This is a genomic window from Pseudomonas sp. NFACC37-1 (assembly GCF_900101575.1).
Taxonomy (GTDB): domain Bacteria; phylum Pseudomonadota; class Gammaproteobacteria; order Pseudomonadales; family Pseudomonadaceae; genus Aquipseudomonas; species Aquipseudomonas fluorescens_AA.
Genome location: NZ_FMUZ01000033.1, coordinates 1 through 16,633 on the forward strand (window position 1 = coordinate 1; position 16,633 = coordinate 16,633).

The 16,633-nt window shown below is 66.9% G+C and carries 5 protein-coding genes; 4 read left to right on the plus strand and 1 reads right to left on the minus strand.

The genetic code is table 11. The features are described 5' to 3' along the window. The first annotated feature begins 15 nt into the window (after positions 1–15). A complete protein-coding gene (locus BLP82_RS24525) occupies positions 16–12,204 on the plus strand; it encodes a non-ribosomal peptide synthetase (protein ID WP_371914148.1) in 12,189 nt (4,062 codons plus the stop codon). Continuing rightward, positions 12,194–13,570 carry an MFS transporter gene (locus BLP82_RS24530; RefSeq protein WP_092174182.1) on the plus strand — a complete coding sequence of 459 codons (1,377 nt, stop codon included), beginning with the start codon at positions 12,194–12,196 and terminating at the stop codon, positions 13,568–13,570. Before BLP82_RS24525 ends, BLP82_RS24530 begins: the two co-directional genes overlap by 11 nt. 119 nt (positions 13,571–13,689) lie before the next feature. Here the strand turns inward: BLP82_RS24530 and BLP82_RS24535 are convergent, their stop codons facing one another. After that, positions 13,690–14,706, minus strand: coding sequence for an AraC family transcriptional regulator (locus tag BLP82_RS24535; RefSeq protein WP_092174185.1), 1,017 nt, complete (start codon positions 14,704–14,706; stop codon positions 13,690–13,692). Between the two features lie 133 nt (positions 14,707–14,839). On the opposite strand from BLP82_RS24535, the gene BLP82_RS24540 reads away from it, so the two are divergent. Together BLP82_RS24540 and BLP82_RS24545 are read left to right on the plus strand one after the other, a co-directional pair. After that, the gene (locus BLP82_RS24540; protein WP_092174320.1) at positions 14,840–15,760 is read left to right on the plus strand and encodes an alpha/beta hydrolase; all 921 of its coding nucleotides are present in this window, start codon (positions 14,840–14,842) and stop codon (positions 15,758–15,760) included. 4 nt (positions 15,761–15,764) lie between these two features. Then, positions 15,765–16,625, plus strand: coding sequence for an SDR family NAD(P)-dependent oxidoreductase (locus BLP82_RS24545; RefSeq protein WP_092174187.1), 861 nt, complete (start codon positions 15,765–15,767; stop codon positions 16,623–16,625). Positions 16,626–16,633: the final 8 nt, after the last annotated feature.

The window sequence follows — 16,633 nt, forward strand, 5'->3', positions numbered from 1 at the left end:
CTCGATCCGCGGCGCATCGAAAAGGTCCTGCGCCATTCGCCGCCCAAACACTTGCTCAACGGCTACGGCCCGACGGAAAACACCACCTTCACCACCACTCACGCCATCACCCTCGAGGACGCGTTGGCCGGTGACATTCCCATCGGCCGGCCCGTGGGCAACACCCAGGTCTATGTGTTGGATGAACAGCGCCGCCCGGTGCCGATTGGAGTGGCCGGCGAGCTCTACGTCGGTGGTGATGGGCTCGCCCTGGGGTACCTGAACCAACCCCGACTGAGCGCAGAACGCTTCGTCGCCAACCCCTTCAGCCAGGTGCCCGGGGCACGCTTGTACCGCACCGGCGACCTGGTGCGCTGGCGCGCCGACGGCGTGCTGCTGTTCCTGGGCCGCAATGATTTCCAGGTGAAGATCCGTGGCTTTCGCATCGAGTTGGGGGAAATCGAAGCCCAGCTCAAGGCCCTGCCGGGGATCAGCGAGGCGGTGGTGCTGGCCGATGCCCAGCAGCGCCTGCTGGCCTACTTCAGCGCCACCAAGGCACAAGCGCCCAACGCCCTGCGCGCCCGCCTGGCGGCAGTACTGCCGGACTACATGCTGCCGGCGGCTTTCGTCCAGGTGGAAGGTTTCGCGCTGACCGCCAACGGCAAGCTCGACCGCCACGCCCTCCCCGAGCCCGACGAACAGCATTTCGCCCTGCACTGCTACGAAGCGCCCCAAGGGCCAGTGGAAACCCGCCTCGCCGAGCTGTGGGCCGAGGTCCTCGGGGTGCCGCGGGTCGGTCGGCAGGACAACTTCTTCGCCCTCGGCGGGCATTCGTTGCTGGCGGTGCAACTGGTGGAACAGCTGCGGGTACAGGGCTGGCCGCTGGATGTACGCACACTGTTCAGCGCCCCCAGTGTCGCCGCGCTGGCCGACTGCCTGGCACAGCGCTCGGCGGTCCCGAGTCTTGAACTTGCATCACTGCAGGCGACGATACCTCCCGGCTGCAGCCGTATCGTCCCTGAGCTGCTGCCCCTGGTGGAACTGACCCAGGCGCAGATCGACGCCATCGTGGCCCAGGTCGAGGGTGGCGCCGCCAACGTGCAGGACATCTACCCCCTGGCGCCTTTGCAAGAAGGCTTGTTCTTTCACTACCTGCTGCAGGAAGAAGGCGACACCTACCTGCTGCACACCACCCTGGCCTTCGACGACGAAACCGGCCTGGACGGTTTTTGCCAGGCGCTGCAACAGGTCATCGCCCGCCACGACATCCTGCGTACCGCCCTGGCCTGGGAAGGTCTGGAACAACCGGTGCAGGTAGTCTGGCGTGACGCGCCACTGCCCATCGAGGTGCTGCCTATCACCGAGGCCGACGCCCTCGCCCAACTGCAGGCGCACACCAATCCACGGCAGCGCCGCCTGGATATCCGCCAGGCGCCCCTGCTGCGGGTCGTCAAGGCCTTCGACGCCGCCGGGCAACGCTGGCTGCTGCAAGTGCTGCACCATCACCTGGTGCTGGACCACACCACCTTGGAGCGAATGGTCGAGGAAATCGTGCTGATCCAGCAGGGTCGCGCCGCGCAACTGCGCAAGCCGGTGCCGTTCCGGGCCTTTGTTGCCCACGCCCGGCACGGCCAGGACAGCGCCCGCCAACAACGGTTTTTCGAAGGCATGCTGGCGGACATCAGCGAACCCACCGCGCCCTTCGGCCTGCTGGACGTGCAGAACACCGGAGCCCTGGACGAAGCCCGGGGCGTCCTCGACCCAACGCTGGCCCTGGCCCTGCGACAAACGGCACGCCGCCACCAGGTGAGCGTCGCCAGCCTGTTCCACCTGGCCATGGCGTTGGTATTGGGCAAGGCCACGGGCCGCTCCGACGTGGTGTTCGGCACCGTGTTGCTGGGTCGTCTGCAGGGGATCGAGGGGGCGGACCAGGCCTTGGGGGTGTTCATCAACACCTTGCCGCTGCGCGTCGGCTTCGCGCAGACCTCGGTAAGCGACAGCCTGCAGCGCACCCATCAGGCGCTGCTGGGCCTACTTGAGCATGAGCACGCGCCGCTGACGCTGGCCCAGCGCTGCAGTGGCGTGCCGGCGGGGACGCCGCTGTTTTGCGCGTTGCTGAATTTTCGCTACAGCCTGGAGGACACGCCTCACCAGAGCGTCGCTGGCATGCAGGTGCTGAGCACCGCCGAGCGTACGAACTACCCCTTCACTTTCTCGGTGGACGACCTCGGCCAGGGCTTTGGCATCACCGCACAGATTGCCGGTTCGGTGGGTGCGCAACGGGCGCGGGGGTTTCTGGAACAAGCCCTCGCCAGCCTGGTGCAAGCCCTGGACAGTAGCCCGCAACGTCTGGCCCGGACCCTGGATGTGCTGCCGCCAGCGGAGCTCGCGCAACTGGCCCGGTTCAACGCCACTGCGCGTCCCCAGCCCCAGCGTGCCCTGCTCCACGAGCGCTTCGAGGCCCAGGCCCGGCAGACCCCACAGGCCCTGGCAGTGCATTGCAAGGGCCGCCGGCTCAGCTACGCCGAGCTCGACCGCCAGGCCAATCACCTGGCGCGGCACCTGCAAGCGCTGGGGGTCGGACCTGAGGCGCGGGTCGGCATCCATCTGCGCCGCACTCCGGAACTGATCGTCGCCCTGCTCGCTGTGCTCAAGGCCGGCGGTGCCTACGTGCCGCTGGACCCGGCCTATCCGGCGCAGCGCCTGGCCTACATGCTCGACGACAGCGCCCCGCTGGCGCTGCTGACCCTGGCCGACGCGCCTTTGGAACTGGCGCTGGCCGACGATTGCCACCGCGTGAACGTCGATGAAGTGCTGCGCGACAGCGAAACCGCGACCAGCGACGCGCCGCTGGGCCTGGGCTTGGGCCTGGAAGGCCAGCATCTGGCCTACATGATCTACACCTCCGGCTCCACCGGACAACCCAAGGGGGTGATGATCGAACACCGCAACGCGCGCAATTTCCTCGACTGGGCCCTGGGCAGTTTCACACCGCAAGTGCTCAGCCAGAGCCTGTTCAGCACCTCGATCAACTTCGATCTGTCGGTATTCGAATGCTTCGCGCCGCTGTCCTGCGGCGGCACCCTGGAGCTGGTGGACGACGCCCTCGCCCTGCTCGACCAGCGTCCGGAGCTGAGCCTGCTCAATACGGTGCCCTCGGCCCTCGATGCGCTGTTGCGCGCAGAAGCCCTTGGGGACTCGTTGGAGAACGTCAACCTGGCTGGCGAAGCGCTGCCCCGGACCCTGGTGCAGCGCCTGTTCGAGCAGAGCCGCGTGCGTCAGGTCAACAACCTCTATGGCCCGACCGAGACCACGGTCTACTCGACCTGGGCTGCGATGGACCGCGAAGTCGGCTTCGTCCCACACATCGGCCGCCCCATCGACAATACTCAGGTACACGTCCTCGATGACGCTATGCAGCGGTTGCCAGTGGGCGTACCGGGCGAGCTGTACATCGGCGGTGCAGGCGTTGGACGCGGCTACCACCAGCGACCCGACCTGACCCGTGAACGCTTCCTCGCCGACCCCTTCAGCGACCAACCCGGCGCGCGCCTGTACCGCACCGGCGACCTGGGCTTCTGGGACGTCCACGGCCAACTCCACTACCTGGGGCGCAATGACTTCCAGGTGAAAATCCGCGGCTTCCGCATCGAACTGGGGGAGATCGAAAGCGCCCTGTTGGCGCTGCCGCAAGTGGCCGCGGCGGCAGTCCTGGCGGTCCCGCGCAATGGCCGCGAGCCGGCGCTGGTGGCTTACGCCGTGGCCAGTCCTGGCCACGGACCGTTGACGCCGGCGGCCCTGCGCGATGCCCTGGCGAACCGGCTGCCGGGCTATATGGTGCCGGCGGTCATCATGCCGCTGGACGCCCTGCCGCTGACACCCAACGGCAAACTCGACCGCGGCGCCCTGCCACTGCCCGGCGAGGAGGCCTGGAGCAGCCAGGCCTACGAAGCTCCGCGGGGTGAACAGGAAACCCTCATGGCCGCCATCTGGCGCGACCTGCTGGGGGTCGCCCGGGTCGGCCGGCACGACAATTTCTTCGAATTGGGCGGCCATTCACTGCTGGCGGTGCAATGGGTCTCGCGGGTGCGCCAGCACCTGGGCCTGGAATTGCCCCTGGCGACCCTGTACGCGAACCCGACCGTGGCAGCCCTGGCCCCGCTGATGGCGGGCGCGGCGCGCTCTGCCCTGACGGCGATCCCGGTATTGCCGGACACGGCCGAACGGCCGCTGTCGTTCGCCCAACAGCGGCTGTGGTTCATCAGCCGCCTGGACGCCCAGGCGAGCGCCGCCTACCACATCAGCGGCGCCTTGGTCCTGGATGGCGAACTCGACGAAGCCGCCCTGGAGCAGGCCCTGACCCGGATCGTCGAGCGCCATGGGGTGCTGCGCACCCGGTTCGTTGAACAGGACGGCGAAGTCCGGCAGGTCATCGAGCCAGAGCCGCGCTGGGGATCCTCGCGCCTGACCCTGGACGCCAACGACGACGCCGGCCTGCGGGCGGCCCTGGCCAGCGAAGCGGCGCAACCGTTCAACCTGAGCGAAGGGCCCTTGCTGCGGACGCTACTGGTGCGACTGCAGGACCAGCGCCATGTGCTGCACCTGACCTTGCACCACATCATCGCCGACGGCTGGTCCATCGGCGTGCTGGTGGACGAACTGTCGGCCCTCTATAAAACCTTTCGCCGGGGCACCCCGGATCCGCTGCCGGCCCTGGCGATCCAGTACGCCGACTATGCCGCCTGGCAACGCCAGTGGTTGGCCGGCGAGCGCGGTGCCGAACAGTTGGCCTACTGGCTCGCGCACCTGCGCGACGCACCGGCACGCATCGACCTGCCCAGCGACCGACCGCGGCCGCCGCGCCAGGACTTCAGTGGCGCGCGCCTGGCGGTCGCCCTCGATCAATCCACCAGCGCCGCGCTCAAGGAACTGGGTCGGCGCCACGGCACCTCGCTGTACATGACGCTGTTGGCCGCCTGGGCCGTGGTAGTCGGGCGCCTGGCCGGCCAGGAGCAGGTGGTGATCGGAACACCCGTGGCCAACCGCACCCGCGCTGAAGTCGAGCCTCTGATCGGCTTTTTCGTCAACACCCAGGCGCTGTGCGTCGACCTGCGCGGGGAACCGGACGTTGGCCAATTGCTGGCCCAGGTCCGCGAGCATGCCCTGGGGGCCCAGGCGCACCAGGACGTGCCGTTCGAGCACGTGGTGGAAGCACTCAATCCGCCGCGCACCTTGGCCCACAGCCCAGTGTTCCAACTCATGTTCGCCTGGCAGAACGCGCCGCGCGGAGCCTTGGACCTTGATGGCCTGAGCCTGACCAGTGTCGCCGGCGAGCAAATCACCGCGCCGTTCGATCTGTCCCTGGAGCTGTACGAGGCCGATGGACGCATCATCGGAGGACTGAACTACGCCACCGCGTTGTTCGATCCCGCCAGTGTGCAACGGCATTGGGACTACCTGGCCCATGTGCTGCGCCAACTCTGCCTGGACGACCGCCAGCCGGTGGCGCGGCTGTCGCTGGTGGACGACCGGGAGCGCGAGCGCCTGTGGCACCAGCTCAATCCGGTCCCGACGCCGTTCTCCGAAGCCGGCTGGGTCCATCGGCCGTTCGAACGCCAAGCACGGCAGCAGCCCGAGGCCCTTGCCGTGGAGTTGCATGGACGCGGTTTGAGCTATGGCGAACTCAATCGCCAGGCCAACCACCTCGCCGCGCAGCTGCTGGAACTGGGCGCAGGCCCGGGCCAACGGATCGCCATCCACCTGCCCCGCAGCCTGGAAATGATTTTGGCCCTGTTGGCTACGCTCAAGACCGGCGCGGCCTACGTGCCCCTGGATCCCAGCCAGCCCATCGCCCGCCGGCAGGCTATCGTCGACGATTGCCAACCCTGCCTGCTGCTCTGGGATGCCCAGCGCGTCGAAGCCCTGAGGCTCGGCGAGCACTGCCCGGCGCTGTCGGTTCGCCTGGCGGCCACCGTGGGTCCGGTGTCCGTCCTGCCGGAACTGGCGCCGCCGCGGCCGGATGACCTGGCCTACGTCATGTACACCTCCGGCTCCACCGGAACGCCCAAGGGCGTTGCCATGGGCCACCTGGCCCTGGGCAACCTGTTGGCCTGGCAGGCCGCCCAGGCGCTGCCCGGTCCGGCGCGGACCCTGCAATTCGCCGCGCTGGGCTTCGACGTGGCATTCCAGGAGATCTTCTCCACCTTGGGCACCGGAGGCACCCTGGTGCTGCTGGACGAGACCCAGCGCCTGGACCTCGCCGGCCTGCCCCAATGGCTGGCGCAGGCGCGGATCGAGCGACTGTTCCTGCCCTACATCGCCCTGGCGACCCTGGCCGACGGTTGGGCCGAGGCGCCACTGGCGTTGCCGATGCTGCGGGATGTGATCGTCGCCGGCGAAGCACTGCGCATCAACGGCGCCCTGCGCGCGCTGTTCGAAGCTCATCCCCAGGCCCGTCTGCACAACCACTATGGCCCCACCGAAACCCACGTGGTTTGCACCCACACCCTGTCCGGTGATCCTGCGCTCTGGCCGGACCTGCCGGTGATCGGCCGGCCAATCGCCAATACCCAGGTGTGCCTGTTGGACGGCACCGGCCAATGGGTACCCCAGGGCACGGCCGGCGAACTGCATGTCGCCGGCGTGGCCCTGGCCCAGGGTTACCTGAACCGGGCGCAACTGACCGCCGAGCGCTTCATCGAGCACCCTTTCGACACCACCCCCGGCGCGCGACTGTACAAGACCGGCGACCTCGCACGCTGGACCGCCGAGGGCACCCTGCAGTACCTGGGGCGCAACGATTCCCAGGTCAAGATCCGCGGTTACCGGGTCGAACTGGCCGAAGTGGAAAGTCGCCTCGACCAGCTGCCCGGCCTGCGCGAATCGGTGGTGATTGTTCTGCCGGGCGACAGCGGTCAGGCGCGCTTGGTGGCCTATTACAGCGCCAGCGAGACTCTCTCGCCGCTGACCCTGCGCAGCCAACTGAGCGAGCGTCTGCCCGAATACATGCTGCCCAGTGCCTTCGTGCAACTGCCGGCACTGCCGATCACTGCCAACGGCAAGGTCGACCGTCAGCGTTTGCCGGCGCCTCCCGCCGATGCGTTCGCCCAGGGTCAATACAGCGCGCCCCAAGGTGAGCTGGAAACCACCCTGGCAGCGATCTGGCGCGAACTGCTCGGGGTCGAGGCAGTGGGTCGTGACGATGACTTTTTCGCCCTGGGTGGGCACTCGTTGCTGGCGTTGCGTTTGCTGGCCAAGGTGCGCCATCGACTGGGCCTGGAAATGCCGCTCTCGGCGGTCTTCGCCCAGCCGCGCCTGCACGCGCTCGCCGCCGCCCTGGGCAATGCCGGGCGCAGCCGCCTGGGGCCGCTGCTGGCCAGTGACCGCAGTCAGCCGCTGCCGCTGTCGTTCGCTCAGCAGAACCTCTGGCTGATCCAGCAGCTCAACCCGGATTCCACCGCGGCCTTCAACATGCCCGCGGGCCTGCGTTTGCGCGGGCACTTGGATATCGGCGCGCTGCGCAGGTCGCTGGACCGCATCGTCGCGCGCCATGAAAGCCTGCGTACCCGCTTCGTCAGTGTGGCGGGACAGGCGCGCCAAGTGATCGATTTGCCCCGGGCGCTGGCCCTGACGACCCTGGACCTGAGCGCCTCCGGCGCGGCGGACTGGCAATCGATCTGCGCCGAGGAAGCCGCTCGGCCGTTCGACCTCACGCGCCAATGGCCGATCCGCGCCAGCCTGCTGCGTCTGGACCACGACGACCACGTCGTCCTCGTCACGCTGCACCACCTGGTCTCGGACGGCTGGTCCATGGGCATCCTCACTGATGAGTTCTCGCGCCTGTATCAAGCGTTCAGCCAGGGGCGGGTCGATCCACTGCCGGCCCTGGATCGCCAATACGGTGACTACAGCCTCTGGCAGCGCGATTGGTTGCAAGGCGACGAACTGCAACGCCAGCGCGCCTACTGGACCCGCCATTTGCAGGACGCACCGACCTGCGTGGCCCTGCCCACCGACCGGCCGCGGCCGGCACGGCTGGACTATGCCGGCGCCAGCCTGCCGGTGCGCATCGACGCTGAGCTGACCCACGGCCTCAAGGCCCTCGGCCAGCGCCACGGCACCACGCTGTACATGACCGTGCTGACGGCCTGGGCGGTGGTGGTCAGCCGGTTCTCGGGCCAGGACCGGGTGGTCATCGGTTCTCCGGTGGCCAACCGCAACCGGGTCGAGTTGGAGCCGCTGATCGGTTTCTTCGTGAACTTCCAGGCGCTGTGTATCGAAGTGGACGACGCCCCGACGGTGGACACCCTGCTGGCCCGGGTCAAGGACCTGGCGCTGGCCGCCCAGGAGCACCAGGACCTGCCGTTCGAACAGGTCATCGAGGCGCTCAATCCGCCACGTTCCCAAGCCTACAGCGCTGTGTTCCAACTGATGCTGGCCTGGCAGAACGCCCCGGCGGGCGAACTGGACCTGGGCAACGGCTTGCATCTGGAAAGCGTCGGTGCGCCGGTGACCACGGCCAAGTTCGATCTGGCGCTGGATGTGCACGAGGTGGACGGTGTGATCGAAGGCGGCTTCAACTACGCCACCGCGTTGTTTGACGCCGATACCGTGGCTCGCCACTGGCAGGCGCTGCTCTCGGTGCTACGGGCGATGGTCGCGGACGACCGCCAATCGGTGGCCGACATCGACCTGCTCAGCCAAACCGAACGCGAGCAGCTGCTCCATGGCTTCAACCCCGCTGTGGCGTTCCCCACGACCAATGGCGAGCGTCTGCACCAACGCTTCGAGGCCCAGGCGGCTCGCCGCCCGGATGCCGTTGCGGTGGAGTACGGTGAACAACGTCTCAGTTATCGAGCGCTCAACGAGCGCGCCAATCGCCTGGCCCATCGCTTGCGTGGGCTGGGGGTCGGCGCGGACAGCCGCGTGGCAATCCATGTCGAACGCAGCCTCGACATGCCCATGGCCATTCTCGCGACCCTCAAGGCTGGCGGCGCTTATGTGCCGCTGGATCCGGTGTACCCGGCCCAGCGCCTGAACTTCATGCTGGACGACAGCCAGCCGCGGGTGCTGTTGACCCTGGCTGATCTGCCGGTTGAACTGCACGTACCGGCTGGTTGCGAAGTCCTTTCCCTGGACCCGGATCGCGGCGCCTGGCGCGACCTGCCCTGCACCGATCCGGTAGCCGATCCGCACGCCAGCGACCGCGACCTGGCCTACATCATCTATACCTCCGGCTCGACCGGCATGCCTAAGGGCGTGATGATCGAGCACCGCTCGGTGTTGCGGCTGTTCAGCGCCACCGATGCCTGGTTCAGCTTCGATGAACGAGACGTCTGGACGCTGTTCCACTCCTACGCTTTCGACTTCTCGGTCTGGGAGCTCTGGGGCGCGCTGCTGCATGGCGGTCGGCTGGTGGTGGTGCCTTACCTGACCTCGCGCAGCCCCGGAGACTTCTACCGGCTGCTGGTGGAGACCGGCGTCACCGTACTCAACCAGACGCCCAGCGCCTTCTACGCCTGGATGAAGCAGACCCGCGCCGAACCCCATCGCCTGCGCTGCATCATCTTCGGCGGCGAGGCCCTCGATGGCGCGGCGCTACGGCCTTGGTTCGAGCGCCCGGACAGCCGGGGCACGCAGTTGGTGAACATGTACGGCATCACCGAGACTACGGTGCATGTCACCTATCAACCCATCGATGCCGTCCACTGCTACGCCGGGCTGGCCCCCATCGGCCAGCCGATCCCCGACCTGCGGGTCTATCTGCTCGATGAGCGGGGCGAACTGGTGCCCCGCGGCGTGGTGGGCGAACTCCACGTCGCCGGGCCGGGCCTGGCCCGCGGCTATCTCAACCGTCCAGCGCTGGACGCCGAGCGATTCCTGCCAGCACGTTTTGCCGGTGGCGAGGGCGAACGCCTCTACAGAACCGGCGACCTGGCGCGTTGGAGCAGCGACGGCACCCTGTATTACCTGGGACGCAACGACCAGCAGGTCAAGGTGCGCGGCTTCCGCATCGAGCTGGGGGAGATCGAAGCACGCCTCACGGCGCTGGACGACGTGCGTTCGGCACTGGTCCTGGCACGCCAGGACGAACCCGGCGATCCGCGGCTGGTCGCCTATCTGCTCGCCGAACCGGGCCGCCAGCTGGAGCCCGCATCGCTGCGGTTGGCACTGGCCGAACAGTTGCCAGCACACATGGTGCCCGGCGCCTATGTGCAACTGGAACGATGGCCGTTGACCGCCAATGGCAAGCTCGACCGCGGCGCCTTGCCCGCGCCTGACCAGCACGCCCTGCAGCAGCGTCCCTACGCTGCGCCCCAAGGCGCCACGGAAAGCCTGCTGGCACAACTCTGGGCACGGTTGCTGGGGGTCGAGCAGGTGGGTCGCGAGGACAATTTCTTTGCCCTCGGCGGGCATTCGCTGCTGCTGGTGCAAATGCTCGACGCCCTGCGCGAACAAGGCCTTGGCGTGTCCGTGGGCGACTTGTTCAACGCCGCGGACCTGGCGGCACTGGCTCGTGAAGTGCTGCCCCTGGATGCCCAGGCCGTCGACCAGCAGGCGCTACTGTGTATTCGCGCCGGCACGGACCAACGGGCTCCGCTGTTCTTCATCCACGAAGGCACCGGCGAGGCGCTGCCCTACACTCGCCTGGCCCGCTACCTGGACCCCGCCCTGGGGATATACGCGGTGCAAGCCGCCGCTGAACTGGAGCAAGGCATCTGCAACGAGGCCCTCGCCAGCCGCTACATCGCGCTACTGCGCAAGGTCCAGCCCCAGGGCCCATATCGGCTCGCCGGCTGGTCGGCGGGCGGCCTGCTGGCCTATGAAATGGCCCGTCAACTGCGAGGCGAGGATTGTCCGGTGGCGTTCGTCGGCCTGATCGACAGCAGCCAACCGGGCGCACTGCGCGCCGCGCCGGTGACCCTGGACTTGGACGATGACGCACTGCGCCAACAGTTGCTCGCTTATCTTACGCAGCACTGGCGCAATGGGGCCGGCCAGGAGCCGGGGAACGCCTGGTACGCAGGCCTCGATCTTGATGCACTGATCACCAAGGCCCAGGAGCGCGGTTGGCTGCCCGGCGGCTTTGACCGCCAGGCACTGGACCGTCGCGTCCGCCTCAACCTGACCCTGCGCAACGCCATGGTCCGCTACCGGCCGGCGCCCCTGGGCCTGCCGGTGCACTTGTTCAGCGCCACTTCGCCTGTGCCGGGCTTGTCCAGTCCGAACGGGCTTGGCGCCGATTGGCAGGCTCTGCTGGGCAACGATCTGGTGGAACAACGCATTGAGGGTGATCACTGGTCGATCATGCGTGACCCCGAGCCGCTGCAACACCTGGCCCAGGCGCTGGAGCAGGCCTTGAGCCAGGCCGAACGGGATGTCGACGAACCGCGCGGCGGCCGTAGCGGCTTTGTCTTGCAGACCGGCGCGGCGCAAGCGCCTTGCCTGTTCATGATCCCCGGGGCCGGGGCCAACGTCGCCAGCTTCGTGCCGCTGATCCAGCAGCTGGATGGGCACTTGAACGTGGTCGGCCTGCAGGCCCGCGGCTCCGACGGGCGCAGCGAGCCACACGGGACGGTGCAGGCGGCCGCCAGCGCCTATGTGAAGGAGATCCGCAGACAGCAGCCGAATGGCCCGTATTACCTGCTCGGCCATTCGTTCGGCGGCTGGCTGGCCTTCGAAGTGGCCCGTCAGCTGCTGGCCGAGGGCGCGTTGGTCGCGCCGGTGGTGCTGCTCGACAGCCGCGCGCCCGGCCCGCGTCTGGCCAGCGACGCGCGCCACGCCCTGGCCCGTTACGTCGGCTTGCTGGAGATGGATGCCGGGCGCGACCTGGGCCTGGACATCGACCGCCTCGCCAGCCTCGAAGTCGACGAGCAATGCATTCAACTGCTGGCGAGCATGCAAGCGGTCGGGCTGATGCCGGCGCAGGCCCGAGCCGATGCGTTGCGCGGGCCGCTGCGGGTGTTCCAGGCCAACCTGGCGACACAGTACCAGCCAACAACGCCCTACCCAGGGCCCGTGGTACTGGTCGAGGCTGGTCAGCACAGCACCGAACCGGACGACCCGGCGCGACGCTGGGAGGCGTTCGCGCCCAACTGCCGGCGACAAGTGCTCGAGGATTGCAATCATTTGTCGATTCTCAAGTCCCGCGCGGCGCCGGCCCTCGCCGGTTTGCTGCGGCACCATTGGCCCGTGATCGAGGCACTGCCGAACCATGGCGATTGAACCTTCGCTACGCCCCTGGCTGTGGGCCTGGGGCGCCCAGGTCGCATCCACCCTGGGCTCGGCCCTGGCGGCGTTCAGCCTGGGGATCTGGTTGCTGCAGCAACACGGCAGCGTCACCGACTACGCCTGGGTCATCGCCCTGTCAGCCTTGCCCGGACTGGTGCTGGCGCCGCTGGCCGGTTGGCTGGTGGACCGCTGTGAAGCGCGTGCCTTGCTGTTGGGCGTGGAAGCCTGTAGCGGCGCGGCGGCGCTGGCGCTCTGGTGGCTGTTCGAATCCAACGCCCTGGACCGCTGGCAGGTGTACGCCTTCGCCGCGGTGAACTCCAGCACTTTGGTGGTGCGCATGCTGGTGTGTCAGGCGGCCATCCCGCGACTTCTGCGTAGCCCCCAGGCGATCGGCCGGGCCAATGGCCTGATGCAATTGATGGTGGGCTTGCCACAGCTGATCGCCCCCACCCTGGCGGCGTTGCTGCTCGGCAGCGTCGGGGTGCCGGGAGTGCTGTTGCTGGACCTTGGCGCCGTGCTGTTATGCGCCACCGTTCTTGTCTGGATCGGCCTGTTCGTCAGCGCCGTGCGCGGCACCGGCCAGGGCCGCGTCGGCGCCGAGGGCGGATCGTCGGTGGTCCTGGCTGTGCTGCGCGGGCGTCCGGCGCTGTGGGCGTTGCTGGCCTACCTCGGGCTGGAGCACTTGATGCTCGGCCTGGCCTCGGCGCTGTTGTCGCCACTGGTGCTGGAGCGCCACTCGGTGCTGGTACTGGGCACGCTGATGACCTGCGGTGGCCTGGGCATGCTCGGCGGCTCGCTGTGGGTGGTGGCCCGGCCGCCGGTGCGGCTGATCCGCACTGTATTGCTGGCCGACCTGCTGCTCGGCGCCGCCGTCCTGACCATCGGCGCCAGCGCTTCGCCGGTGGTGCTGTATGTGGCCGCCTTCGTCGCGTTCGGCTGTTTTTCCCTGAGCACCAGCAGCGACCAAAGCTTCTGGCAACGCAGCCTGCCCGCCGACGCCCTCGGCCGGGTCTTGTCGGCCCGGCAGATGGTGTGCCTGCTGGCAATGCCCATTGGCGCCCTGGGCGCCGGCGCATTGGCCGACGGCTGGGCGATCACATTGATGAGCACAGCCGGAGAGTGGCAAGCCCGGCTGGCGCCGCTGTTGGGAACGGGCAAGGTGGGCGGCCTGAGCCTGCTGTTTGCCGCGGCAGGCCTGTTGTATGTGCTGCTGGCCAGCCTGGGGCTGGCCTTCGGCCCCTTGCGGCGCCTGCAGCCGGGCGTGCCACTATACGACGAGACGAGGCGCGGAGCCGGGTTGACGGCAGCAGGCAGCGATGATGTTCACGACGGGGCTCCACGTTTGGAACAACAAGGATGACTCACCACAACGACGGTCGCTAACCGGCCATCTGCGGCCACTCATAAAGGGCATGAAGCCCAGGGCTGTCAGATACCGGCCTGCTCCCTAAAGCGTCCTTACCTCCACGGACTCCCTGCTCAGTAAGGCTGCGAATTCAGTTGCCTAGCCTCATGGGGCGATCTTCCATTCCATTCCTTGAAGGCACGGGTAAAGGCGCTGTGCTCCGAATAGCCCAGCAGCATGGCGATATCCACGATTTGCAGGCGCGGATCGCGCAGATACGACAGCGCCAGTTCCTGGCGGACCAGGTTCAGTTCATGACGAAAGCTGGTACCGGCCTCTTGTAGACGGCGCTGTAGCGTGCGTGACGAGGTGCCCAGTTGGGGGCTTATTCGCTCTATGCTCGGCTCACCTTTGCGCAGGGCATGGGTGATGACCTTGCGCAGCTGTTCCACGAACTCCTCCTGCTGTGGCAACTGTGCCAGCAGGCGATCCGCATGCTGCTCCAACAGGGAGACCAGCACCGGATCGGGGCTTTTTAAGGGCAACTCAAGCAGTTGCGCGGAGAAGCGCAGGACCGCCTCGACCTGGCCGAAGCGTACCGGGCAGCCGAAGAAGGCTTCATACGGGCTGGAGTTGAGGGGCCCGGGGTGACTGAAATCGATCCGCAACGGATTGGCGGTGCCGCGCACCAAGGCACGGCAGAACTGCACGATGGCAACCATACCGGCTTCGTTCACCAAGGGGCCGGGCTGATACTGGCTGACATCCCAGACCAGCTCGAACCAACCGTCGCCGTCGCGGCGAGTCATGGGAATGACGTCATACACCAGGCGAATGTAGCGCTCCAAGCGTTGCAGAGCTGTACCGAAATTACCGCAGGCCAGCAGCACCGATCCGAGCACACCGATATGCCGGGCGCTGATGGTTTGACCGAGGTGCAGTCCTAACAGTGGATCGCCTAACACTTGCGCCGCTCTCACCAACAAGCGATCCCAGCATTCCACGTTAACGCCGCCGGCACCCTCTTGGGTAGATGTGGGCCAGGGCTGGCCAAGTACCGACTCGGGCTCATGACCGAGCGCCTCCAAGTATTCATAAAGCAGTTGCACGTAGGTCTCTGGCACCACGCGCCGATACAAAGGCTGGCTCATCGGGCCTCTTTAGGCTGGTTGGCCTTTTGTTGTTTGGCGCAAAGTGTCAAGCGGGGTGTCGGATACCGTCAAGCCTTCCTTGCGGCAGCTGTCGAGAATAACGGCACTCCAGCCATTCCAGCAGATGCCGTTCATGAGCACGATCACCGATCTTTTCGCACCAGCCACAATCCAGTTCTTCTCCAACGGTTCGCGTTGTGTTGCCGACTTTTATCGCCCACTGGGCGCCGGACCTTTCCCGATTGTGGTGATGGCACATGGACTTGGCGGGACGCGCAAGATGCGTCTGCCTGCCTTTGCCGAACGCTTCTCCGCCGCCGGCTACGCTTGCTTGGTATTCGACTATCGCCACTTCGGCGACAGTGAAGGCGAGCCACGGCAACTGCTGGATATCAACCGCCAGCTCAAGGACTGGAAAGCCGCGATAGATCACGCTCGCCACCTCGCGGATGTCGACCCACAGCGGATTGTTATATGGGGCACCTCGTTTGGTGGCGGCCATGTGCTGGCCACCGCCGCCGATGATGCCAGGGTGACCGCAGTCATCTCCCAATGTCCTTTCACCGACGGCCTGAGCTCCTTTCTTGCCACCGAACCCCTGGTGTCACTTCGACTCACTGTGTTGGCCTTGGCCGACCGCATGGGCTCGTGGTTCGGCGCCAAGCCCATTCTTGTGCCGCTTACCGGTCAACCTGGCGATACGGCATTCATGACATCGCCGGATGCCTGGAGTGGCTATAACGGACTGATTCCGTCGGGTGCGCGTATCCGCAAAGAGGCCGCTGCGCGCTTTGCCTTGGACATCATTCGCTACTACCCAGGGCACAGCACGCCACGTATCCAGGTCCCCGTGCTGTTTTGCGTGTGTGATCCCGACAGCGTGGCACCGGCGAAGCGGACGCTGCGTCACGCCCGGCGCGCGCCACGTCATGAGATCAAGCGCTATGCCCATGGGCATTTCGATATTTATGTGGGCGAAGCCTTCGAGCAGGTGGTGGGTGATCAACTCGACTTCCTCAAGCGCAGCGTGCCAAGCATCCCAACGAAGAGATAAGAATATGTACCACCTTAAAGGCAAAGTGGTTCTGATCACCGGCGCAGCTGGCGGCATCGGTGCCGCCAGTGCACGCGAACTCTATGCGCATGGCGCCAGCCTTGTGCTAACCGATACCTCGCAGGAGGCGGTGGACCAACTGGCTCAGGAGTTCAATAGCCAACGCGTGTTGCCGCTGGCGTTCGACGTTACCGACGCCGAGGCGGCAAAGACAGTGGTGCGGCAGGCAGTCGAACACTTCGGCCGTCTCGATGTGGCCTTCGCCAATGCCGGCATCTCCTGGCGAGGTATACCGACGACCCTACGCACCTGCGACGAAGTGGAGTTCCGCCGCATCATTGAAGTGGATCTGTTTGGGGTGTGGCACACGATGCGCGCCGCACTGCCGGAAGTCGTGCGCAACCGGGGTCAGGTGCTGGTCACGTCGTCGACCTATGCCTACTTGAACGGCGTGGCCAACGCGCCCTATGCCGCGAGCAAGGCGGCGGTGGAGTCGCTGAGCCGCTCGCTGCGTGCTGAGTTGAGTGCGACCGGGGCCAGCGCCAGCGTGCTCTATCCCGGCTGGACGGCGACCGCTATTGCCAAGGTTGCCTTCGGTGGCAACGCCATCGCCACCCAGATGAACGAGGCCCTATTGCCGGCCTTTCTGCGTCGGGCGATTGCACCGGAAAAGGTGGCACGTGGCGTGGTGCGCGGTCTGCAAAAGCGCCAGCCGCGCATCGTGGTACCGGCTCGCTGGGCGCCCATCTCCCTGATGCGCGGCCTGTTCAACGTTTTCACCGACTGGCATCTGGCACGCCATGCCCGCCTGCAAAGATTGCTTCACGAGTTGGAAGAATCCGTTCGCACCCAGACCCCAAGTTGATGTCCTAC

What these genes read in the sequence shown, in the direction of transcription:
- BLP82_RS24530 (WP_092174182.1), top strand. Translation starts at nt 12,194, where the DNA reads ATGGCGATTGAACCTTCGCTACGCCCCTGGCTGTGGGCCTGGGGCGCC.
- BLP82_RS24535 (WP_092174185.1), bottom strand. Translation starts at nt 14,706, where the DNA reads ATGAGCCAGCCTTTGTATCGGCGCGTGGTGCCAGAGACCTACGTGCAA.
- BLP82_RS24540 (WP_092174320.1), top strand. Translation starts at nt 14,840, where the DNA reads ATGAGCACGATCACCGATCTTTTCGCACCAGCCACAATCCAGTTCTTC.
- BLP82_RS24545 (WP_092174187.1), top strand. Translation starts at nt 15,765, where the DNA reads ATGTACCACCTTAAAGGCAAAGTGGTTCTGATCACCGGCGCAGCTGGC.